This is a genomic window from Pseudomonas sp. NPDC087346 (genome assembly GCF_044744235.1).
In the GTDB taxonomy this organism is placed as follows: Bacteria; Pseudomonadota; Gammaproteobacteria; order Pseudomonadales; family Pseudomonadaceae; genus Aquipseudomonas.
This window is the reverse complement of the sequence record NZ_JBIUXX010000053.1, coordinates 19,311-39,700: the sequence shown is the minus strand read 5'-3', so window position 1 is coordinate 39,700 and position 20,390 is coordinate 19,311. Positions and strand designations below refer to the sequence as shown.

The following is a 20,390-nucleotide window of genomic DNA, read 5'->3' as shown; positions in this document are numbered from 1 at the left end:
TGGCGCTCGGAAGTTCGCGTCAGGAGCATTTCCTGGATGATGTCCGTCAGGCTTTCAGCCTCGGACTCCACCGCGCCCGTCAACGGGTAGCAGCCAAGGGTACGGAAACGCACTTTCTTTTTGACGATGCGCGCTTTGTCTTCATCGGACAGGTGTTCGAGGATGCGCTCGTCGTCGATCATGATCAGCGTGCCATTCTTCTCGATCACTTCGCGTTCAGCGGCGAAGTACAGCGGCACAATCGGGATGCCTTCGAGGTAGATGTACTGCCAGATGTCCAGTTCAGTCCAGTTCGACAACGGGAACACACGAATGGATTCGCCCTTGTTGACCTTGCCGTTGTAGACGTTCCACAGTTCTGGACGCTGATTTTTCGGGTCCCAGCGGTGCTTGCTGTCGCGGAACGAGTACACGCGCTCTTTGGCGCGGGATTTCTCTTCATCGCGACGGGCACCGCCGAATGCTGCGTCGAAACCATGCTTGTCGAGTGCCTGTTTGAGGCCCTCGGTTTTCATGATGTCGGTGTGCTTGGCGCTGCCGTGGGTGAACGGGTTGATGTTCTGTGCAACGCCATCGGGATTGATATGGGTGATCAAATCCAGACCAAGCTCTTCGACCATCTTGTCGCGGAACTTGTACATCTCCTGGAATTTCCACCGGGTGTCGACGTGCATCACCGGAAACGGCAGTTTGCCCGGGAAGAACGCCTTGCGTGCCAGGTGCAGCATCACGGCGGAGTCTTTACCGATGGAGTACAGCATCACCGGGTTATCGAACTCGGCGGCCACCTCGCGGATGATGTGGATGCTTTCCGCCTCCAGCTGTTTCAGATGCGTCAGTTTGTCGACCATGGCTACTCACGAAAGCTTTCTTATGAACGGCCAGCGGGCCGTGTTCGAGCGGGGAATCCTAGCACAGCGACCTGCTTCTAATCAGGGCGCCAACTAGAACGAAAGGGCATATGAATATGCCCGTCAGTTCGGCCGATGAGGCCTTTGTAGGAGTGAGCCTGCTCGCGATAGCGAACCGTCAGTCACTTCTGTACTGAAGCTGAAATAGCTATCGCGAGCAGGCTCACTCCTACAAGGGGAATGGTGTAGTCAGATAGGGTTCGGGCAGTCGATGAAGATGTGTTCCAGCGCAAAGCGCTTCGCCAGATAGTCACCCAACGCCTGCACACCGTAACGCTCGGTGGCGTGGTGGCCGGCGGCGATAAAGCTGATGTCGTTTTCCCGGGCGCTGTGAAAGGTCTGCTCGGACGCCTCCCCACTCAGGTACAGATCGACGCCAGCCGCCACGGCCTGATCGATATAGCCCTGACCGCCACCCGTGCACCAGCCGACCCGCCGAATCATTGCGCTGCCTTCTATAAGCAGCGGCTCGCGGCCCATGACTTCCTGCACGCGACGGGCGAAATCCCGGGGAGTTGCCGGCTCGTTGAGCGAACCGACCAGTCCGACGACTTTCAGATTGGCAGGATCCAGTGGGCCCTCGACGGTGATGTCCAGTTGACGGGCAAGCTGCACGTTATTGCCGACATCCGGGTGCAGATCCAGCGGCAAGTGGTAGGCGAGCAGACTGACGTCGTGCTTGAGCAGTGTCTTCAGGCGACGCTGCTTCATGCCGGTGATGCACGGGTTCTCGCCTTTCCAGAAGTATCCGTGATGCACCAGCACCAGATCGGCCCCGGCTTCGACGGCGGCATCGAGCAACGCCTGACTGGCGGTGACGCCGCTGACGATGCGCATCACCTGCGGCCGGCCTTCGACCTGCAAACCGTTGGGGCAATAATCGGCGATTTTCGAGCTGCCGAGGTAACGGTCGGCTTCCTCGACCAGGGTGCTCAGAGCGACGGCCATGAAAGACTCCTAAATATCCCGTTCAGAGGCGCGCGCGGCCTCGTATAATGCGCGTCATTATGGGCGGTCTGACCCCGCCTGCAACCTTTCCAGGACGTGCTTAATGTTCAAGGCGCTGCGTTTTTTCGGCTGGCCGCTGTTGGCCGGTGTGCTTATCGCTCTGTTGATAATCCAGCGTTACCCGCAGTGGGTCGGGCTTCCGAGCCTCGACGTCAACCTGCAACAGGCCCCGCAAACCACCAGCGTGCAGCAGGGGCCGGTGTCCTATGCGGACGCGGTCGTCATCGCCGCGCCGTCGGTGGTCAACCTCTACACCACCAAAGTCATCGCCAAACCGGCGCATCCGCTGTTCGAAGACCCACAGTTCCGGCGCTTCTTCGGTGATAACTCGCCGAAGCAGAAACGCATGGAATCGAGCCTCGGTTCCGGCGTGATCATGAGCCCGGAAGGCTACATCCTGACCAACAACCATGTGACCACCGGCGCGGATCAGATCGTCGTGGCGCTCAAGGATGGTCGCGAAACCCTGGCCCGCGTGATCGGCAGCGACCCGGAAACCGACCTCGCAGTCCTCAAGATCGACCTGAAAAACCTGCCGGCGATCACCGTCGGTCGCTCTGACAACATCCGCATCGGCGACGTCGCGCTGGCCATCGGTAACCCGTTTGGCGTCGGCCAGACCGTGACCATGGGCATCATCAGTGCCACCGGGCGTAACCAGTTGGGCCTGAACAACTACGAAGACTTCATCCAGACCGACGCGGCAATCAACCCGGGCAACTCCGGCGGCGCGCTGGTCGATGCCAACGGCAACCTCACCGGTATCAACACCGCGATCTTCTCCAAGTCCGGTGGCTCGCAAGGCATCGGTTTTGCGATCCCGGTGAAACTGGCGATGGAAGTGATGAAGTCGATCATCGAGCACGGTCAGGTGATCCGTGGCTGGCTCGGCATTGAAGTACAACCGTTGACCCAGGAACTGGCCGAATCGTTTGGTTTGTCCGGGCGTCCGGGGATTGTCGTGGCGGGGATTTTCCGTGACGGCCCGGCGCAGAAGGCCGGCCTGCAATTGGGCGACGTGATCCTCAGCATCGACGGCGAACCCGCCGGTGATGGTCGTCGTTCGATGAACCAGGTGGCGCGGATCAAGCCCACCGACAAGGTGACAATCCAGGTGATGCGCAACGGCAAGGAGCTCAAGCTGAGCGCAGAAATCGGTCTGCGCCCACCGCCTGCACCGGTGAAAGAAGAAGAGTAAAACTTTTTTCGCGCCAAGCGCGCGAATAAAAGACATTCTCAAAAGGCATGTTATATTGTTTCAATTAGACAATTGGAACAACATAACATGTCGTCTCGAAAAAAGGCCTCGCTGCTGGGGCTGACCCTTGGCCTGCTTGGCGATCCGGTATTTGCCGAAGAGCCTCAGCCACTCGAACTCGACGCGATCAGCGTCACCTCCGAATACGAATCCGCCACCGGCCCGGTCAAGGGCTACCGCGCTATTCGCTCCTCCAGCGCGACCAAAACCGACACCGCGATCCGCGATATTCCGCAGGCGATCAGCGTGGTGCCCGCCAGTGTGCTCAAGGATCTGGGCAGCAGCAGCGTCGAGCGCGCTCTGGACTTTGCCGGTGGCGTGTCGAAGCAGAACAACTTCGGCGGCCTGACCCTCTACGAATACAGCGTGCGCGGTTTCACCACTTCAGAGTTCTACAAGGACGGTTTCAGCGCCAACCGTGGTTATCCAAGCACGCCGGATGTCGCCAACATCGAGCGCATCGAAGTGCTCAAGGGCCCCGCCGCCAGTCTCTACGGTCGTGGTGATCCCGGTGGCACGGTGAATATCGTCAGCAAAAAGCCGCAGCCCGAAGCCTTCACCACCCTGCAAACCAGCGCTGGTAGCTGGGATCGTTATCGCACCGCTGTGGACGTCAACACGCCGCTGGATGAGCACGGCGATGTGCTGTCACGGATCAATCTCGCCGTTGAAGACAACAATAGTTTTCGCGATCACGTCGACAGCAAGCGTGTGTTCGTCGCGCCCTCGATCAGTTGGCAATTGAACCCTGACACGTCGCTATTGGTGGAAAGCGAGTTCGTCCGCCACAGCTCGACTTTCGACCGAGGCATCGTCGCGCCGAACAATAAATGGAGTGGTGTTTCACGCTCGACGTTTCTCGGCGAACCCAACGACGGCAACATCGACAACCACAACAACATGCTCCAGGCCGCCCTCGAACATCAACTCAATGACGGCTGGAAACTGCGCCTGGCCAGCCATTACAAGGACGGGAAGCTTTGGGGATTCGCCTCGGAAAATCGCCCGTTGAATGCCGACGGCCATACCGTCAACCGGCGCTACCGCGAGCGCGACACCAATTGGCATGACAGCATCACCCAACTGGAACTGCGCGGTCTGTTCGACCTTGGCCCTTGGCAGCACGAACTGCTGATTGGTACCGAGTACGAAAACTTCCGCAAGAACGAGCGGGTCACCACCATCGCCGGCGGCCCGTATGCCATCGACATCTACCAGCCGGTTTACGGCCAGCCGAAACCCGACGGCAAACGCTCCGGCAGCGACTTCTTCGAACACGTCGAAAGCCATGCGCTGAACCTGCAGGATCAGATTGTCTTCAGCGAAAAACTGCGCGGGATGATCGGTGCGCGCTTCGAGCATTTCGATCAACACATCGACGATCACAGCCGTAACGCCAAAAGCGACCAGCGCCACGACGCCCTCACCCAGCGCGCCGGCCTGCTCTATCAACTGACGCCGCAAACCGGCGTGTTCGCCAACGCCTCGACCTCGTTCAAACCGAACAATGGCCTCGATGCCTCCGGCAAATCCTTCGATCCGGAACAAGGTGTGGGTTATGAAATCGGGATCAAGAACGAGCTGTTCGATGATCGCCTGAGCAGCACCCTCGCCTTCTTCCATATCGACAAGGAAAACGTTCTCGCCCTCGACCCGGCTACCGATACCAGCCGAGCGATGGGCAAGGCACGCAGTCGCGGTTTTGATTGGCAGGTCAGCGGGCAAGTCACCGACGCCGTGCGAGTGATCGGCGCGTTCGCCTACATCGACGCCGAAGTGACCGAGGGTGATGCGGTGATTCCCACCGGCAGCCGCATCCTCGGTGTGGCCAAACGCAGCGGCAGTCTGTTGGGCGTTTATGAATTTCAGGACGGCCATCTGCGCGGCTCGGACGTTGGCGCAGCGTTCACCTATGTCGGTGATCGCTCGGGCGAATCCGGCAGCGACTTCGAATTGCCGGCCTACCAGACCGTCGATTTGCTGGCCCATTACAAGGCCAGCGACACCGTCACCGTCGGCCTCAATCTGAACAATCTGTTCGACGAAAAATACTACGAGCGCTCGTACAGCAACTACTGGGTCAATCCCGGCGAGCCGCGCAACTTCACCGTCAGCCTTACTCTCAACCTGTAAAAGGACGCCCCCAATGCACCACCGCAAAATCCTCCTGCTCGTCGCCGCGCTGTTCGCCACGCAAGCCTCGGCCCATGGTCTGTGGACCGAGCAACGTCGCGGCAATATCGAGGTGATCTACGGCCACAGCGCCGAAGACAACGCGTTCAAGGCGCAGAAAATCAGCGGCGCCTGGGCGTATGACGCGGGCGGCAAGATGATCCCGGTCACGGTTGAACGTCTAGCCGATCACGCACGTCTGCAACCATTGAAACCACCAGCCGTAATGGCCGTGGCGCTGAACAATGGCATGTGGTCGCAAACGGCTGACAAGAAGTGGATCAACCAGGGTCGCAGCAAAGTACCTGGCTCCATTGAATCGACAGAAACCTTCAAGTACAGCCTGGCGATTTACCAGCCAGGAGCGAAGTTGCCCAAGCTGGACCAAATGAAATTGCTGATCTTGCCGGAGGTTGATCCGCTGACCGTCGGCCCGGGCAAATCATTGCCGGTGCGGGTGTTGCTCGATGGCAAACCGGCGGCGGGGATCAAGTTGATTGGCGACTACCGCAGTGCGCCGAACACCTTGAGCACCGAGACCGACAAGGATGGTCGCGCGCAGGTGCTGGTGCGTAATGAAGGGCTGAATGTGATTGCGGCGCAGGTGGAAGTGCCGGTGAAGGACAGTGCTGATGTCAGCAGCCGTGGATTGTTCAGTTCGCTGACATTCCTTGGTGAACCGCATCACGAATAACCACCACGAATCGCCTGTAGGAGTGAGCCTGCTCGCGATTGCGGTGTGTCATTCAACTCACATGTTGAATGCTGAAACGCATCGCGAGCAGGCTCACTCCTACAGGGTGCAGCGGTGGTTTAGAGGTCGCCAAGGCCGTCGATCAACGCCTGATTCTGCTCCGGCGTACCGATCGAGATCCGCAGAACTGGGCAATTCGCTCCTGTTTTTTGAGTACCGGACAATCCCTTTTCAAGCAACATCGTTGCAAAGTTGACCGCGACGGGAAAGGATTAAAAAACTTTGTGATATAAAAATAAGATTCACAAAAAAACACACTAATCAACTGACACTTCTGACAGTAGAACTGTCTTTTGTCTTGCTATAGCCTGCTCTGGAGTTGATAAGTTAGCACCCTCGCAAACCAACTCTAACGGAGACTTCAACTATGAAAGTTTATAAACCAGACGCAGACACGTCTAATGAACGATCAACTGGCACTTTGCAAGCCACCATTCCAAACGAACCTGAATTTAAAACAACACATGCTCTGCTTCACCTTTTCGGCGGAGAAAAACCTGGCGGATTTATTATCGGGTTTCTGGGAGACAGATTTATTGATATCGGATTCCCGCAGGGAATCGGCGACACCGATGGTTACGTCACTAAGAAATACCCTGAAGATTTTTCAACTACCGACCTACAATGGGACTATCAACCGCAATCCGGAAATAGAGTAATCGCTACAAGTGGCACCATAACTGTGCGATTCAGTGACGGCAAGAAAAAAGCGGAAGGTAAGTTTGAGTTCGACACGAACGAAACCACCTCTCGAAAAATCAAGGGGACATTTCAATTAGAAAACACTTAAACACTTCATCCTTTGGCAAAAATATGTAGCCGCAGAAATACGACTACATATTTTTCCACTTTTAATTCGAAAATACTAAAGGTCGCCAAGGCCGTCGATCAACGCCTGATTCTGCTCCGGCGTGCCGATCGAGATCCGCAGGAACTGGGCAATCCGCTCCTGTTTGAAGTGACGCACGATCACCCCTTGCTCCCGCAGTTTGGCCGCCAGCCCCGCCGCATCATGTTGCGGATGACGAGCGAAAATGAAGTTCGCTGCCGACGGCAACACCTCAAATCCCTTGGCCTGCAACTGCGCGATCACCCACTCACGGCTCTCGATCACCAGACGGCAAGTCTTGTCGAAATACTCGCGATCTTCGAATGCCGCCGCGGCGCCGACATTCGCCAGACGATCCAGCGGATAAGAGTTGAAGCTGTTCTTGATCCGCTCCAGTGCCTCGATCAAATCCGGATGCCCGACCGCCAGACCGACCCGCAGGCCAGCCAGCGAGCGCGACTTGGACAGGGTCTGAGTCACCAGCAGGTTCGGATAACGATCCACCAGACTGATCGCCGTCTCGCCGCCGAAGTCGATGTAGGCCTCATCCACCACAACCACCGAATCCGGGCTCGCCTTGAGGATTTGCTCAACGGCGTCCAGCGCCAGCAGGCAACCGGTGGGCGCGTTCGGGTTAGGGAAAATGATTCCGCCGTTCGGCTTGGCATAGTCGGCCGGGTTGATCTGGAACTGCGCGTCCAGCGGCACCGCGTCGAACTGGATGCCGTAGAGCCCGCAATAGACCGGGTAGAAGCTGTAGCTGATGTCCGGGAACAGCAGCGGCTGATCGTGTTGCAGCAACCCGTGGAAAATGTGCGCCAGTACTTCATCGGAACCGTTACCGAGGAACACCTGGTTGCTCTGCACGCCGTAGTAATTGGCGACGGCATTCTTCAGCAGATCGCTGTTCGGGTCCGGATACAGACGCAGGTTGTCGTTGAGTTCGGTCTGCATCGCCGCCAAGGCTTTTGGCGATGGGCCGTACGGGTTTTCATTGGTGTTGAGCTTGACCAGTTTGGTCAGCTTAGGTTGTTCACCGGGTACGTAAGGCACCAGATCCTTGACGAACGGGCTCCAGAATTTACTCATCTTTCAGTTCCCCTTCTGTTCGTCTTTGATGCGGTATTCGGCGCTACGGGCGTGCGCGCTCAGCGATTCGCCACGGGCGAGAACCGAAGCGGTCTTGCCCAACTCGGAAGCACCTTCCTCGGAGCAGAAGATGATCGACGAGCGTTTCTGGAAATCGTACACACCCAGCGGCGAGGAGAAACGTGCGGTGCCGGAAGTTGGCAAGACGTGGTTCGGCCCGGCGCAGTAGTCGCCCAGCGCCTCTGAGGTGTGGCGGCCCATGAAGATCGCACCGGCGTGGCGGATCTGCGGCAGCCAGGCTTGTGGGTCGGCGACCGACAGCTCCAAGTGTTCCGGAGCGATGCGGTTGGCGACTTCGATGGCTTGCGCCATGTCACGTACTTGAATCAGCGCACCACGGCCATTGATCGAGGTTTCGATGATGGTCGCGCGGTCCATGGTCGGCAGCAGCTTGTCGATGCTCGCGGCAACCTTGTCGAGGAACTCGGCGTCGGGGCTGACCAGAATCGCCTGGGCGTCTTCGTCGTGTTCGGCCTGGGAGAACAGATCCATGGCGATCCAGTCCGGATCGGTCTGACCGTCGCACACCACGAGAATTTCCGAAGGGCCGGCGATCATGTCGATACCGACCTGACCGAATACGTGGCGTTTGGCGGTGGCGACATAGATGTTGCCCGGGCCAACCACCTTGTCCACTTTCGGCACGCTTTCGGTGCCATAAGCCAACGCGGCCACGGCTTGCGCGCCACCGATGGTGAACACCCGATCAACGCCGGCGATGCACGCGGCGGCCAGCACCAGTTCGTTGATCTCGCCGCGCGGGGTCGGCACGACCATGACCACTTCGGTCACACCGGCAACCTTGGCCGGAATCGCGTTCATCAGCACCGACGACGGATACGACGCCTTGCCACCTGGCACATAGAGACCGGCACGATCCAGTGGCGTGACCTTCTGGCCAAGCACGGTGCCGTCGGCTTCGGTGTAGCTCCAGGAATCCTGCTTCTGTTTTTCGTGGTAGCTGCGCACACGAGAGGCGGCTTTTTCCAGCGCTTCACGTTGCGGCACGGTGATGCGGGTCAGGGCCAGTTCCAGACGCTCGCGCGGCAGGATCAAGTCCGCCATGGAGGCGACTTCGAGGCCGTCGAATTTCTGGGTGAACTCGACCAGCGCCGCGTCACCGCGCTCACGTACGGCCTTGATGATATCCAGCACCCGCTGATTGACCGAGTCGTCAGACACACTTTCCCAGCTCAGCAGATGATCCAGATGATGCGCGAAATCCGGGTCAGCAGCGTTGAGTCGGCGAATTGCAGTCGGTGCGGTCATAGCGAGAGCCTCATAGGAATGGCAAAAACTCAGGCGCCCGAAGGTGCGCTGACGTTTAATAACGATCGCGTTGGTACTGTGGTCGCGCCAGGCAAGGCGCGGGACAAAGGTAAGGGTTGTTTCCTTACCGAGTCCCGCAACGCAGCATGGCGCGACCACAGTGCCAACCCGCAGGGCCTTGCTTCAAAAGGCAGGCCTCTACGCGATTTTTACTTCTGAGAAAATTCTTCTGCTGCTTTAGGTCGCCTTTTGGAGCATGGCGCGGTCGTTATTAAACGTCAGCGCACCTTCCCCGGCCAGTCGTTTCCGCTTGGGCACCTGAGATTCTGGCTATGAGGCGGATAGACGGGCGCGACTCAAGGTCGCGCAGGTAAATCAGCCGCGGTGTCGCGACTCCACTGCCTTGCGCAGGGTGTCGATCAACGCCTGGATACGGGCGTGTTGCATTTTCATCGAAGCCTTGTTGACCACCAGACGCGAGCTGATCGTGGCGATCAGTTCCTGAGGTTCCAGGCCGTTGGCGCGCAGGGTGTTACCGGTGTCGACCACGTCGATGATCTTGTCGGCCAGGCCAATCAGCGGCGCCAGTTCCATCGAGCCGTAGAGCTTGATGATGTCGACCTGACGGCCCTGCTCGGCGTAGTAACGCTTGGCGACGTTGACGAACTTGGTCGCCACACGCAGACGGCCCTTGGGCTCGACCGCGCCGATCTTGCCGGCGGTCATCAGCTTGCACTGGGCAATCTGCAGGTCCAGCGGCTCGTACAGGCCCTGGCCGGTGTATTCCATCAGCACGTCTTTACCGGCAACGCCGAGGTCGGCCGCGCCATGCTCGACATAGGTCGGCACATCGGTGGCGCGCACGATCAACAGACGTACGTCTGGCTGGGTCGTGGGAATGATCAGCTTGCGGCTCTTGTCCGGATTCTCGGTCGGCACGATGCCCGCTTCAGCCAGAAGCGGCAGGGTGTCGTCAAGGATGCGGCCCTTGGACAGTGCGATGGTCAACATGGGAAACGTCAGTCCTTATCAAGGTACTCATGTCCGGTCGCAATCGGCGCCGGACACACATCGAGCCGGAAACCGGCTCGACTCAATCTAATCCAATGGACACTTCCCTGTGTCCCGATGCAGCTATCAGCCCGGAACGCGACGGATCTTGGCGCCCAGCATCTGCAGTTTTTCTTCGATGCACTCGTAACCACGGTCGATGTGGTAGATGCGATCGATCAGGGTGTCGCCTTCGGCAACCAGTGCCGAAATCACCAGACTGGCCGAGGCCCGCAGGTCGGTCGCCATTACTGGCGCGCCCTTCAGGACTTCGGTACCGGTAACGATGGCAGTGTTGCCTTCGACCTGGATCTTGGCGCCCATGCGGTGCAGTTCGTAAACGTGCATGAAGCGGTTTTCGAAGATCGTCTCGATCACGGCACCAGTGCCTTCGGCGATGGCGTTGAGCGAGATGAACTGTGCCTGCATGTCAGTCGGGAAAGCAGGGTACGGCGCGGTACGCACGTTGACCGCTTTCGGACGCTTGCCGTGCATGTTCAGCTCGATCCAGTCTTCACCGCTGGTGATTTCTGCGCCAGCTTCACGAAGCTTTTCCAGAACGGCTTCAAGAATGGTCGGATCAGTGTCCTTGACCTTGACGCGGCCACCGGTAACGGCAGCAGCAACCAGGTAGGTGCCGGTTTCGATACGGTCAGGCATGACTTTGTAGAAACACGAACCCAGACGCTCGACGCCATCAATGGTGATGGTGTCGGTGCCAGCGCCGGAAACCTTGGCGCCCATGGCGTTGAGGAAGTTCGCCAGGTCAACCACTTCTGGTTCACGAGCGGCGTTCTGCAGCACGCTGCGACCTTTGGCCAGTGCAGCAGCCATCATGATGTTTTCGGTACCGGTCACGCTGACGGTATCGAAGAAGAAGCTCGCACCACGCAGGCCGCCTTCTGGCGCCTTGGCCTTGATGTAGCCGCCTTCGACGTCGATCACCGCGCCCATGGCTTCGAGGCCACGGATGTGCAGGTCAACCGGACGCGAACCGATGGCGCAACCGCCAGGCAGTGCGACTTCGGCTTCACCGAAACGGGCAACCATCGGGCCCAGAACCAGGATCGACGCACGCATGGTTTTCACCAGTTCGTACGGAGCGATCAGGGTCTTGATGGTGCGCGGGTCGATTTCGACGCTGAGCTTCTCGTCGATCACCGGCTCGATGCCCATGCGACCGAACAGCTCGATCATGGTGGTGATGTCGTGCAGGTGCGGCAGGTTGCCAACGGTAACCGGGCCATCGCACAGCAGGGTGGCGGCCAGGATTGGCAGGGCAGAGTTCTTTGCCCCGGAAATGCGGATCTCGCCATCAAGACGAGCGCCACCGGTAATAATCAATTTATCCATAAGAATCTCGACGCCCTAGGGCTCAGGTGCGCTCGGCCCAGGCCGCGCTGCTGAAAAATTTCATAGTGACCGCATGGATGCTGCCATCGGTGATCCATGGGTTCAAATGGGCATAGACCTGCTGCTGACGCTTCACTGGGCTCAACGCCGCCAGTTCATCGCTAATCAAGTTCAGCTGGAAATTGCAGCCTTCGCCTTCAACTTCCACCTGGGTTCCTGGAAGTTTTTCTTCAAGGAAGCTCTTCACTTCTACGGCCTGCATGCTCAACCTCAATCGGCGCCCATTGCGCGCGGGTCGGACATCATACAAAAAAGCCCCGCGCCTGCGAACCCCGCATGGCAGGACTCTGACGGGGGGCTTCTCTGGTGATGCGTATTAGGGTTGCGCCAACAACTCGGTCAGTTCACTGACCTGAGCGATTTCGCGCATGTCTTCGGGCATTGCGCGGATGCTCACAGCCTTGCCGGCCGCTTGCGCATCACGCATGAAGCACAGCAGCAGCGACAAGCCGACACTGCTGGACTTCTTCACTGCCGAGCAGTCGATCACCAGCGAGGCGGCCTTGCTGGACTTGATCAGCGCCTGACCTTCCTTGCGCAGATCAGGCCCGGTGCGGTAATCCAGCACTCCGCTGAGCAAAAGCTCGTCGACATCACTCATACGAACTGCCGCCTCATTCATTGCGCTGGCTTCTCGGCAGCTTTCTCGGTTGTTTCCTTGGCCTTGGCGACTTCACCGGCCCAACCATTGATGGTCTTGTCCAGGTCGTTGCCATTGCGCTGCATCGCGTCGGCGAACTGATCACGGAACAGCTTGCCGATGTTGATGCCGTTGATGATCACGTTGCGCAGTTTCCACTCGCCGTTGATCTTCTCAAGAGTGTACTGCACCGGATAAACCGCGCCGTTGCTGCCCTTGACGGTCATGCCGACGCTGGTGCGATCGCCCGACTCGTCCTTGGCAGGATCAACGGTGATGCCCTGATTGTTGTACTCAAGCAAGGCGTTGCCGTAGAACTGGAACAGGCCTTTCTTGAAGTTTTCCTGGAAGGTCTGCATCTGCGCCGGTGTTGCCTTGCGCGAATACTTGACCGTCATGATGCTCTTGGAAATGCCTTCGGCATCCACCACCGGGCCAACGATGTTGTTCAGCGCGGTATAGAAGTCGCTAGGGTCCTGCTTGTACTTCTCTTTATTGGCGGCAAGATCCGCCAGCATCCGATTGGTTGTATCAGTAATCAGATCGTGTGCCGACTGTCCGGGCGCAGCGCTGGCCATCAGCGGCAATGCCGCGAGCAACACCAACAGGCCACGTCGCAAGGTAGAGATCATTCAAAAGCTCCTCATTTGGCGTCTTTGCTAACGGTATTGAGCAGGAATTTACCGATCAGGTCTTCCAGTACCAGTGACGACTGCGTGTCATGAATGGTTCCACCATCCTTGAGGCGGGCATCTTCCCCGCCCACGCTGATACCGATGTACTTCTCGCCGAGCAATCCAGCGGTGAGGATAGACGCAGTGGAGTCGGTCGGCAGGTTATCGACCTTTTTATCCACTTGCAGGGTCACTCGACCGGTGAAGCTGTCGCGATCCAGATCGATTGCCGTGACCTTGCCGATGGTTACACCGGCCATGGTCACTTTGGCTCTGACCGTCAAACCGGCGATATTATCGAAGTACGCATACAATTTATAAGTATCGGTGGTCGACGTCGGAGACAGGCCACTGACCCGCAACGCAAGCAGAAGCAAAGCCAGTATCCCTGCCAGCAGGAACAGGCCGACACCGATTTCCAGGGTGCGGTTTTGCATCAGAAATCTCCAAACATCAAAGCGGTCAGAATAAAGTCCAGGCCGAGCACTGCCAGCGAGGCAAATACTACGGTCTTGGTAGTGGCACGACTGATCCCCTCGGAAGTGGGCTCACAGTCATAGCCTTGGAATACGGCGATCCAGGTCACGACAAAGGCAAAAACCACACTCTTGATGACGCCATTAAGCACATCGCCAGTGAAGTTCACGCTGTTCTGCATGTTCGCCCAGTAGGAACCTTCATACACGCCCAGCCAGTCGACAGCTACCCACGAACCGCCCCAGATACCCACGACGCTGAAGATCATCGCCAGCACCGGCAGGGAAATGAAACCGGCCCACAGACGCGGGGCAATAATGTACTTGAGCGGGTCGACCCCGATCATTTCCAGGCTGGAAAGCTGTTCGGTGGATTTCATGTTGCCGATTTCGGCGGTCAGTGCCGAACCGGCACGCCCGGCGAACAGCAGCGCAGTCACCACCGGCCCCAGTTCACGCAGCAACGTCAGGGCGACCATCTGCCCCACCGCCTGCTCCGAACCGTAGCTCGACAGAATACTGAAGCCTTGCAGCGCCAGCACCATGCCGATAAAGATCCCGGAAACAACGATGATTACCAGCGACATGACGCCGATCGAGTGCAGCTGTTTGACCAGCAGGCCGAATCCGCCGCTGATACCGCCGCGGCCGATCAAGGCATGAAACAGGAACACGGTCGCCCGACCAAACACCGCAATGGTGTCGATCGCGCCTTCGCCGAAGCGGCGCACGCGCTCTATCAATGAAAGTTTGCGCATCAACGCTTCCCCAGAAGATCTGCGCGGTAATCCGTCGCTGGAAAGTGGTACGCCACCGGGCCATCCGGGTTGCCGGTCATGAACTGGCGGATACGCGGCTCGTCCGAGTTCATCAACTCGTCCGGCGTGCCCTGCCCCAGTACCTGTCCGTCACCCACTACATAGATGTAGTCGGCAATGCTCGCGGTTTCGGCCAGATCATGGGAAACCACGATGCTGGTAATCCCCAGTGCGTCGTTGAGCAGACGAATCAGCCGGACCAGCACGCCCATGGCGATCGGGTCCTGACCGACGAATGGCTCGTCGTACATGAGAATCTGCGGATCGAGCGCAATCGCCCGGGCCAGCGCGACACGCCGTTTCATGCCACCGGACAACTCATCGGGCATCAGCTCGATGGCACCGCGCAAACCGACCGCCTGCAATTTGAGCAGGACGATGTCGCGGATCATTTCTTCCGGCAATTCGGTATGAACGCGCAGAGGAAATGCGACGTTCTCGAAGACATCGAGATCGGTAAACAGCGCGCCGCTCTGGAACAGCACACCCATGTGCTTGCGTGCATCGAACAGATCACTGCGCGACAGTTGCGGCAGGTTCTGGCCGTTGACCCAGACTTCCCCGCTGGACGGACGCAACTGTGCGCCCATCAGACGCAGCAGTGTGGTCTTGCCACACCCGGAAGGCCCCATGATGCCGGTGACCTTGCCGCGCGGGATGCGGATATCGACGTTATTGAAAATGCTGCGCGCACCGCGCTTGAAGGAGACTCCCTTCAGCTCGACCGCGTAGGCGTTATCGGCACTCATCTAAACTCCTTGCGATGCAGCCTCTCACTCGGACGCCTGGCTTTCTTGAAAAAGCACGTACATCCCGGGCAGGCCGAACTGGCGGCGAACTATATCACTGCAAACGCCAACCGCCCAAGGCTTGTGCCGGCCCTAGTTCAGCTATATGACAGGTCTTGAGGGTGTTTTTCGAGGTTTTGGTAACGAGTAATGACAAAGCACGACGAACTAGCGTGAGGCTTTGCAACATAACCGCTATAATCGCCGCCTTTTCATCGGGCTATACGATTTCTGACATGAGCCAAACCAGCGACCTGATTCAATCGGCACAACGCACCATCCGCCTCGAAGTGGAAGCCGTACAACGCTTGTTGCCCCAAATCGACGCCGATTTCGTACGCGCTTGCGAGATGATTCTGGCCAGCAAGGGCCGTGTGGTAGTGGTCGGCATGGGCAAATCCGGGCACATCGGCAACAAGATTGCCGCGACCCTCGCCAGCACCGGCACCCCGGCATTTTTCGTGCACCCCGCCGAAGCCAGCCATGGCGACATGGGCATGATCACCCGCGACGACGTGATTCTGGCCCTGTCGAACTCCGGCTCGACCAACGAAATCGTCACCCTGCTGCCGTTGATCAAGCGCCTGGGCATCCAGTTGATCAGCCTGACCGGTAACCCGCAGTCGGCACTGGCCAAAGCTGCCGAGGTCAATCTCAACGTTCACGTCGAGCACGAAGCCTGCCCGCTGAATCTGGCACCGACCTCTTCGACCACTGCGGCACTGGTCATGGGCGACGCACTGGCAGTGGCGTTGCTCGAAGCCCGCGGCTTTACCGCCGAAGATTTTGCCTTTTCCCATCCGGGTGGCGCATTGGGTCGTCGCCTGTTGCTGAAAGTCGAAAACGTCATGCACGCCGGCCAGGAACTGCCGCAAGTACAGCGCGGCACCCTGCTCAAGGACGCGCTGATGGAAATGACCCGCAAAGGGCTGGGCATGACCGCCATTCTTGAAGCCGACGGCAAACTGGCCGGGATCTTCACCGACGGTGATTTGCGCCGCACCCTGGATCGCAGCATTGATATCCGTACCGCGACGATCGATCAGGTCATGACCGAACACGGCAAGACCGCCCGGCCCGAGATGCTCGCCGCCGAGGCGTTGAAAATCATGGAAGACCACCGAATCAACGCGCTGGTCGTAGTCGATGAAGAAGATCGCCCTGTCGGCGCCTTCAACCTCTCCGATCTGTTGCGCGCAGGAGTCATGTAATGAGCACCGATCTGCTGCAACGCGGCAAAGCGATCAAACTGGCGGTTTTTGACGTCGATGGCGTCCTCACCGACGGGCGCCTGTATTTCCTTGAAGACGGCAGCGAATTCAAGACGTTCAACACCCTCGACGGTCAAGGCATCAAGATGCTGATGAACGCCGGCGTGACGACCGCTATCATCAGCGGCCGCAAGACTCCGGTGGTCGAGCGCCGAGCGAAAAACCTCGGTATCCCGCACCTGTTTCAGGGGCGCGAAGACAAATTGGTCGTCCTCGACGGTCTTCTTGAGCAACTGGGCCTAAGCTATGAACAGGTCGCCTACCTCGGTGACGACCTGCCCGATCTGCCGGTGATCCGCCGCGTAGGTCTGGGGATGGCCGTAGCCAATGCCGCCGATTTCGTGCGCGAACACGCCCATGGCGTGACCCGGGCCCGTGGTGGCGAAGGTGCCGCCCGCGAATTCTGTGAATTGATCCTGCGCGCCCAGGGCCGCCTCGATGCGGCCAACGCCGCGTACCTGTGAGCCAAACCATGTTTAGCAAAAAGTTTCGCAACTTCCTGCTGTTCGGCTGCATCGCTGCGCTATTCGCAGCGGTCGGCTACTGGAACATCAGCCCGGAACGCTTCCTCGACAAGCCACCGGCCAAGTCTGAAGAGAGCCCGATCGACTGGTACGCGACCAACACGCATACCTTTCAATACCTGCCGGACGGCAAACTGCAGTATGAAATGACGTCCGACAAGGCCGAGCACGTGAAAGCGACCGACATCACGCTCGTCACCAAACCCGACCTGAACATGTTCCGTGGCACCGAGTTTCCATGGCACGTGACCAGCGAGCGCGGTGAAGTGAATTCGGGCGGCACCGAGGTCGAACTGATCGATTCGGTACGCATCAAACGCACCGACGAAAAGAACCGCGACACCCTGATCACCAGCACTCGTATGACAGTGTTCCCGCAGCAGCAATATGCGCAGACCCAGCAACCCGTTAGAATCGACGGCGCTGGCGGTGTATCGACTGGCGTGGGAATGAAGGCATATTTGAAGGAAAGCAGGATACACCTGCTATCGAACGTAAGAGGACAGTATGAGGCTCGTTAAAACCCTCCCTATTTTGCTCAGTCTGGGCGCAGCACTGGGAAGCGTGAGCGCCTGGGCTCTGCCGAACGATCAGCAGCAACCTATCCGCATTCAAGCCGACGACGCCCAACTGGACGACAAGAACGGCATCGCTACCTATAAAGGTGATGTGATCATCACCCAGGGCTCGATGATCGTTAAAGGCAACACCGTAACCATCACTCGCACGCCGGCTGGCGATATCGACGTGGTGACTTCGGTGGGCAATCTCGCCTACTTCGAGCAACTGCAAACCCAGGGTGATACCAAACCTGTGCAGGGCTGGGGCGTGACCATCCAGTACCACGCCGCGCAAAACCGTGTCGTGCTGATCGACAAGGCCAAGGTTGTCGATAAGGACAACAACACCACTCAAGGCGAGAAAATCGTCTATGACACGGTGAAAAAACTGGCCAGCGCCGGTCGCGCTACCGGCAGCAAGGTCACCGAGTCGCGTCCGCGCATCGACATGGTGATCCAGCCGAAGAAGAAAACCGACGAGAAGACCCAGTAATGGCAACTCTGAAAGCTCAGCATCTGGCAAAGGCCTACAAAGGCCGCCAGGTTGTGCGTGATGTCAGCCTGTCGATCGACAGCGGGCAGATCGTCGGCCTGCTTGGCCCGAACGGCGCCGGCAAGACCACCTGCTTCTACATGATCGTCGGTCTGGTGCAGGCGGATCAGGGCCGCGTACTGATCGATGATCTGGACGTCAGCCATCAGCCAATGCATGGCCGCGCAACTGCGGGCATCGGCTATCTGCCGCAAGAAGCGTCGATCTTCCGCAAACTGTCAGTGGCCGATAACATCATGGCCATCCTCGAGACCCGCAAGGAACTCGACAAGGCAGGTCGTCGCAAGGAGCTGGAAAGCCTGCTTCAGGAATTCCACATCAGCCACATCCGCGACAACCTCGGCATGAGCCTCTCCGGTGGTGAACGCCGTCGGGTGGAAATCGCCCGCGCCCTGGCCACAGCACCGAAATTCATCCTGCTCGACGAACCGTTCGCCGGTGTCGACCCGATTTCGGTCGGCGATATCAAGCAGATCATCCACCACCTCAAGGCCAAGGGCATCGGTGTACTGATCACCGACCACAACGTTCGTGAGACCCTGGATATCTGCGAAACAGCCTACATCGTCAACGACGGTCAACTGATCGCCGAAGGTGATTCCGCGACCATCCTGGCCAACGATCTGGTCAAGGAAGTGTATCTGGGCCACGAGTTCCGCTTGTAAGCACGACGGTACTCGGTCAGCCGCCCGGGTGCTGTAACGATGAAGCAGGTTTAATTCGCTTTAATTGTTACAGCACCCTAGGCAAACACCGCAGTTTCAGGCATATAATTTGCTTAAGTTTGGCGCTCCGGCGCCCTGTAGTGGATGGCGCATGAGCGCCGGCGAATAAGGTGTTAAGCCCCTGCCATGAAACCATCGCTAGTCTTGAGAATGGGCCAGCCGCTGACGATGACACCGCAGCTGCAACAGGCCATCCGCCTGCTCCAATTGTCGACCCTGGATCTGCAACAGGAAATCCAGGAGGCTCTGGAATCCAATCCGATGCTCGAACGCCAGGAAGAAGGCGAAGACTTCGACAACACTGATCCCCTGGCCGACAACCCAGAACAGAAACCCACCGAAATCCAGGAACCCTCCTACCAGGAAACCGCCCCGACGGTGGATAACCTCGAGGACGGCGAATGGAACGAACGCATTCCCAACGAGCTTCCAGTCGACACTGCCTGGGAAGACGTCTACCAGACCAGCGCCAGCAGCCTGCCAAGCAACGATGATGACGAGTGGGATTTCACCACCCGCACCTCTGCCGGCGAAAGCCTGCAAAGCCATCTGCTGTGGCAACTGAACCTCGCGCCGATGTCCGACACCGATCGCCTGATCGCCGTGACCCTGGTCGACTGCATCAACAATCAGGGCTACCTCGACGAAACTCTCGAAGAAATTCTTGAAGCGTTCGATCCCGAGCTCGACATCGAGCTGGACGAGATCGAAGCCGTCCTGCACCGCATCCAGCAGTTCGAACCCGCCGGCATCGGTGCGCGCAATCTGAGCGAATGCCTGTTGCTGCAATTGCGTCAGCTGCCAGCCAAGACCCCGTGGCTGAGCGAAGCCAAGCGTTTGGTGACCGACTACATCGACCTGCTCGGCAGCCGCGACTACAGCCAGTTGATGCGCCGCATGAAGCTCAAGGAAGATGAACTGCGTCAGGTCATCGAGCTGGTGCAGAGCCTCAATCCGCGCCCGGGCTCACAGATCGAGTCCGCCGAAGCCGAGTACGTCGTGCCCGACGTGATCGTGCGCAAGGACAACGAGCGCTGGCTGGTCGAGCTGAATCAGGAATCGGTCCCACGCCTGCGGGTCAACGCGCAGTACGCCGGTTTCGTCCGTCGCGCCGACACCAGCGCCGACAACACCTTCATGCGCAATCAGCTTCAAGAGGCCCGCTGGTTCATCAAGAGCCTGCAAAGCCGCAATGAAACCCTGATGAAAGTAGCCACTCAGATCGTCGAGCATCAGCGCGGCTTCCTGGAATATGGTGACGAGGCCATGAAGCCGTTGGTCCTGCATGACATCGCCGAAGCGGTCGGCATGCACGAATCGACGATTTCCCGGGTTACCACGCAGAAATTCATGCATACCCCGCGCGGTATTTATGAGCTGAAATACTTTTTCTCCAGCCACGTCAGTACCTCCGAAGGCGGTGAATGCTCGTCCACGGCGATCCGCGCGATCATCAAAAAACTGGTTGCCGCGGAAAATCAGAAAAAGCCGTTGAGTGACAGCAAGATCGCTGGTTTACTGGAGGCACAAGGCATTCAGGTGGCTCGC

22 protein-coding genes are annotated in these 20,390 nt (G+C 58.4%); 10 read left to right on the top strand and 12 right to left on the bottom strand.

The genetic code is table 11. The features are described 5' to 3' along the window. Positions 1 to 851: sulfate adenylyltransferase subunit CysD (cysD, locus tag ACIOZM_RS24800; protein ID WP_401218523.1), on the bottom strand; the 851-nt coding region annotated here is incomplete at its 3' end. Positions 852 to 1,100: 249 nt separating this feature from the next. Further along, a complete protein-coding gene (locus ACIOZM_RS24795) occupies positions 1,101 to 1,859 on the bottom strand; it encodes a Nif3-like dinuclear metal center hexameric protein (RefSeq protein ID WP_401218520.1) in 759 nt (252 codons plus the stop codon). Positions 1,860 to 1,962: 103 nt separating this feature from the next. Here ACIOZM_RS24795 and algW point away from each other — a divergent pair, with 103 nt between their 5' ends. The 4 genes from algW to ACIOZM_RS24775 all read left to right on the top strand — a co-directional run bounded on the left by algW (position 1,963) and on the right by ACIOZM_RS24775 (position 6,893). Then, positions 1,963 to 3,117 (top strand): Do family serine endopeptidase AlgW, encoded by a 1,155-nt coding sequence (gene algW, locus ACIOZM_RS24790; RefSeq protein ID WP_401218517.1) that lies wholly within the window; start codon positions 1,963 to 1,965, stop codon positions 3,115 to 3,117. 87 nt (positions 3,118 to 3,204) lie between these two features. Then, complete coding sequence (locus ACIOZM_RS24785) at positions 3,205 to 5,310, top strand: TonB-dependent siderophore receptor (protein ID WP_401218514.1); 2,106 nt, start codon at positions 3,205 to 3,207, stop codon at positions 5,308 to 5,310. Positions 5,311 to 5,323: 13 nt separating this feature from the next. After that, positions 5,324 to 6,043 carry a DUF4198 domain-containing protein gene (locus ACIOZM_RS24780; RefSeq protein ID WP_401218511.1) on the top strand — a complete coding sequence of 240 codons (720 nt, stop codon included), beginning with the start codon at positions 5,324 to 5,326 and terminating at the stop codon, positions 6,041 to 6,043. 427 nt (positions 6,044 to 6,470) lie between these two features. Next, positions 6,471 to 6,893, top strand: coding sequence for a hypothetical protein (locus ACIOZM_RS24775; RefSeq protein WP_401218508.1), 423 nt, complete (start codon positions 6,471 to 6,473; stop codon positions 6,891 to 6,893). Between the two features lie 75 nt (positions 6,894 to 6,968). On the opposite strand, the gene hisC is transcribed toward ACIOZM_RS24775, so the two are convergent. The 10 genes from hisC to ACIOZM_RS24725 all read right to left on the bottom strand — a co-directional run bounded on the left by hisC (position 6,969) and on the right by ACIOZM_RS24725 (position 15,170). Then, positions 6,969 to 8,021: a histidinol-phosphate transaminase gene (gene hisC, locus ACIOZM_RS24770; protein WP_401218505.1), complete on the bottom strand. Its 1,053-nt coding sequence runs from the start codon at positions 8,019 to 8,021 to the stop codon at positions 6,969 to 6,971. A gap of 3 nt (positions 8,022 to 8,024) precedes the next feature. Further along, positions 8,025 to 9,350: a histidinol dehydrogenase gene (gene hisD / locus ACIOZM_RS24765; protein WP_401218503.1), complete on the bottom strand. Its 1,326-nt coding sequence runs from the start codon at positions 9,348 to 9,350 to the stop codon at positions 8,025 to 8,027. Between the two features lie 375 nt (positions 9,351 to 9,725). Next, complete coding sequence (gene hisG, locus ACIOZM_RS24760; RefSeq protein WP_401218500.1) at positions 9,726 to 10,361, bottom strand: ATP phosphoribosyltransferase; 636 nt, start codon at positions 10,359 to 10,361, stop codon at positions 9,726 to 9,728. Positions 10,362 to 10,487: 126 nt separating this feature from the next. Continuing rightward, the gene (gene murA, locus ACIOZM_RS24755) at positions 10,488 to 11,753 is read right to left on the bottom strand and encodes a UDP-N-acetylglucosamine 1-carboxyvinyltransferase (protein WP_201227957.1); all 1,266 of its coding nucleotides are present in this window, start codon (positions 11,751 to 11,753) and stop codon (positions 10,488 to 10,490) included. A gap of 22 nt (positions 11,754 to 11,775) precedes the next feature. Beyond that, positions 11,776 to 12,015, bottom strand: coding sequence for a BolA family protein (locus ACIOZM_RS24750; protein WP_401218497.1), 240 nt, complete (start codon positions 12,013 to 12,015; stop codon positions 11,776 to 11,778). A gap of 114 nt (positions 12,016 to 12,129) precedes the next feature. Further along, the gene (locus tag ACIOZM_RS24745) at positions 12,130 to 12,435 is read right to left on the bottom strand and encodes a lipid asymmetry maintenance protein MlaB (protein WP_401218494.1); all 306 of its coding nucleotides are present in this window, start codon (positions 12,433 to 12,435) and stop codon (positions 12,130 to 12,132) included. Continuing rightward, positions 12,432 to 13,085, bottom strand: a complete 654-nt coding sequence (locus tag ACIOZM_RS24740) for a phospholipid-binding protein MlaC (protein ID WP_401218492.1) — start codon at positions 13,083 to 13,085, stop codon at positions 12,432 to 12,434. Before ACIOZM_RS24740 ends, ACIOZM_RS24745 begins: the two co-directional genes overlap by 4 nt. A gap of 11 nt (positions 13,086 to 13,096) precedes the next feature. After that, positions 13,097 to 13,564 (bottom strand): outer membrane lipid asymmetry maintenance protein MlaD, encoded by a 468-nt coding sequence (gene mlaD / locus ACIOZM_RS24735; protein ID WP_095190863.1) that lies wholly within the window; start codon positions 13,562 to 13,564, stop codon positions 13,097 to 13,099. After that, complete coding sequence (gene mlaE, locus ACIOZM_RS24730; protein WP_401218489.1) at positions 13,564 to 14,361, bottom strand: lipid asymmetry maintenance ABC transporter permease subunit MlaE; 798 nt, start codon at positions 14,359 to 14,361, stop codon at positions 13,564 to 13,566. Before mlaE ends, mlaD begins: the two co-directional genes overlap by 1 nt. After that, the gene (locus ACIOZM_RS24725) at positions 14,361 to 15,170 is read right to left on the bottom strand and encodes an ATP-binding cassette domain-containing protein (RefSeq protein ID WP_401218487.1); all 810 of its coding nucleotides are present in this window, start codon (positions 15,168 to 15,170) and stop codon (positions 14,361 to 14,363) included. Before ACIOZM_RS24725 ends, mlaE begins: the two co-directional genes overlap by 1 nt. Positions 15,171 to 15,445: 275 nt before the next feature. Between ACIOZM_RS24725 and ACIOZM_RS24720 the strand changes: the two genes are divergently transcribed. The 6 genes from ACIOZM_RS24720 to ACIOZM_RS24695 all read left to right on the top strand — a co-directional run. Beyond that, positions 15,446 to 16,420 (top strand): KpsF/GutQ family sugar-phosphate isomerase, encoded by a 975-nt coding sequence (locus tag ACIOZM_RS24720; RefSeq protein ID WP_401218485.1) that lies wholly within the window; start codon positions 15,446 to 15,448, stop codon positions 16,418 to 16,420. Continuing rightward, on the top strand, positions 16,420 to 16,944 hold the full coding sequence (locus ACIOZM_RS24715) for a KdsC family phosphatase (RefSeq protein ID WP_401218482.1): 525 nt from the start codon (positions 16,420 to 16,422) through the stop codon (positions 16,942 to 16,944). Before ACIOZM_RS24720 ends, ACIOZM_RS24715 begins: the two co-directional genes overlap by 1 nt. 8 nt (positions 16,945 to 16,952) lie before the next feature. Next, on the top strand, positions 16,953 to 17,525 hold the full coding sequence (gene lptC / locus ACIOZM_RS24710) for an LPS export ABC transporter periplasmic protein LptC (protein ID WP_401218480.1): 573 nt from the start codon (positions 16,953 to 16,955) through the stop codon (positions 17,523 to 17,525). Beyond that, positions 17,512 to 18,057, top strand: a complete 546-nt coding sequence (gene lptA, locus ACIOZM_RS24705; protein ID WP_401218477.1) for a lipopolysaccharide transport periplasmic protein LptA — start codon at positions 17,512 to 17,514, stop codon at positions 18,055 to 18,057. Before lptC ends, lptA begins: the two co-directional genes overlap by 14 nt. Beyond that, positions 18,057 to 18,782, top strand: a complete 726-nt coding sequence (gene lptB / locus ACIOZM_RS24700) for an LPS export ABC transporter ATP-binding protein (protein WP_401218474.1) — start codon at positions 18,057 to 18,059, stop codon at positions 18,780 to 18,782. The genes lptA and lptB overlap by 1 nt, the downstream gene beginning before the upstream one ends. Positions 18,783 to 18,968: 186 nt before the next feature. After that, a partial coding sequence (locus ACIOZM_RS24695) for an RNA polymerase factor sigma-54 (RefSeq protein ID WP_401218471.1) occupies positions 18,969 to 20,390 on the top strand: 1,422 nt, incomplete at its 3' end.

Coding starts and splice junctions, on each gene's coding strand:
- mlaE (WP_401218489.1), bottom strand. CDS start 14,361: ATGCGCAAACTTTCATTGATAGAGCGCGTGCGCCGCTTCGGCGAAGGC.
- lptA (WP_401218477.1), top strand. CDS start 17,512: ATGAGGCTCGTTAAAACCCTCCCTATTTTGCTCAGTCTGGGCGCAGCA.
- hisG (WP_401218500.1), bottom strand. CDS start 10,361: ATGTTGACCATCGCACTGTCCAAGGGCCGCATCCTTGACGACACCCTG.
- ACIOZM_RS24740 (WP_401218492.1), bottom strand. CDS start 13,085: ATGATCTCTACCTTGCGACGTGGCCTGTTGGTGTTGCTCGCGGCATTG.
- ACIOZM_RS24775 (WP_401218508.1), top strand. CDS start 6,471: ATGAAAGTTTATAAACCAGACGCAGACACGTCTAATGAACGATCAACT.
- ACIOZM_RS24780 (WP_401218511.1), top strand. CDS start 5,324: ATGCACCACCGCAAAATCCTCCTGCTCGTCGCCGCGCTGTTCGCCACG.
- ACIOZM_RS24725 (WP_401218487.1), bottom strand. CDS start 15,170: ATGAGTGCCGATAACGCCTACGCGGTCGAGCTGAAGGGAGTCTCCTTC.
- hisC (WP_401218505.1), bottom strand. CDS start 8,021: ATGAGTAAATTCTGGAGCCCGTTCGTCAAGGATCTGGTGCCTTACGTA.
- ACIOZM_RS24715 (WP_401218482.1), top strand. CDS start 16,420: ATGAGCACCGATCTGCTGCAACGCGGCAAAGCGATCAAACTGGCGGTT.
- ACIOZM_RS24785 (WP_401218514.1), top strand. CDS start 3,205: ATGTCGTCTCGAAAAAAGGCCTCGCTGCTGGGGCTGACCCTTGGCCTG.
- ACIOZM_RS24745 (WP_401218494.1), bottom strand. CDS start 12,435: ATGAATGAGGCGGCAGTTCGTATGAGTGATGTCGACGAGCTTTTGCTC.
- murA (WP_201227957.1), bottom strand. CDS start 11,753: ATGGATAAATTGATTATTACCGGTGGCGCTCGTCTTGATGGCGAGATC.
- hisD (WP_401218503.1), bottom strand. CDS start 9,350: ATGACCGCACCGACTGCAATTCGCCGACTCAACGCTGCTGACCCGGAT.
- algW (WP_401218517.1), top strand. CDS start 1,963: ATGTTCAAGGCGCTGCGTTTTTTCGGCTGGCCGCTGTTGGCCGGTGTG.
- lptC (WP_401218480.1), top strand. CDS start 16,953: ATGTTTAGCAAAAAGTTTCGCAACTTCCTGCTGTTCGGCTGCATCGCT.
- mlaD (WP_095190863.1), bottom strand. CDS start 13,564: ATGCAAAACCGCACCCTGGAAATCGGTGTCGGCCTGTTCCTGCTGGCA.
- ACIOZM_RS24795 (WP_401218520.1), bottom strand. CDS start 1,859: ATGGCCGTCGCTCTGAGCACCCTGGTCGAGGAAGCCGACCGTTACCTC.
- lptB (WP_401218474.1), top strand. CDS start 18,057: ATGGCAACTCTGAAAGCTCAGCATCTGGCAAAGGCCTACAAAGGCCGC.
- ACIOZM_RS24720 (WP_401218485.1), top strand. CDS start 15,446: ATGAGCCAAACCAGCGACCTGATTCAATCGGCACAACGCACCATCCGC.
- ACIOZM_RS24750 (WP_401218497.1), bottom strand. CDS start 12,015: ATGCAGGCCGTAGAAGTGAAGAGCTTCCTTGAAGAAAAACTTCCAGGA.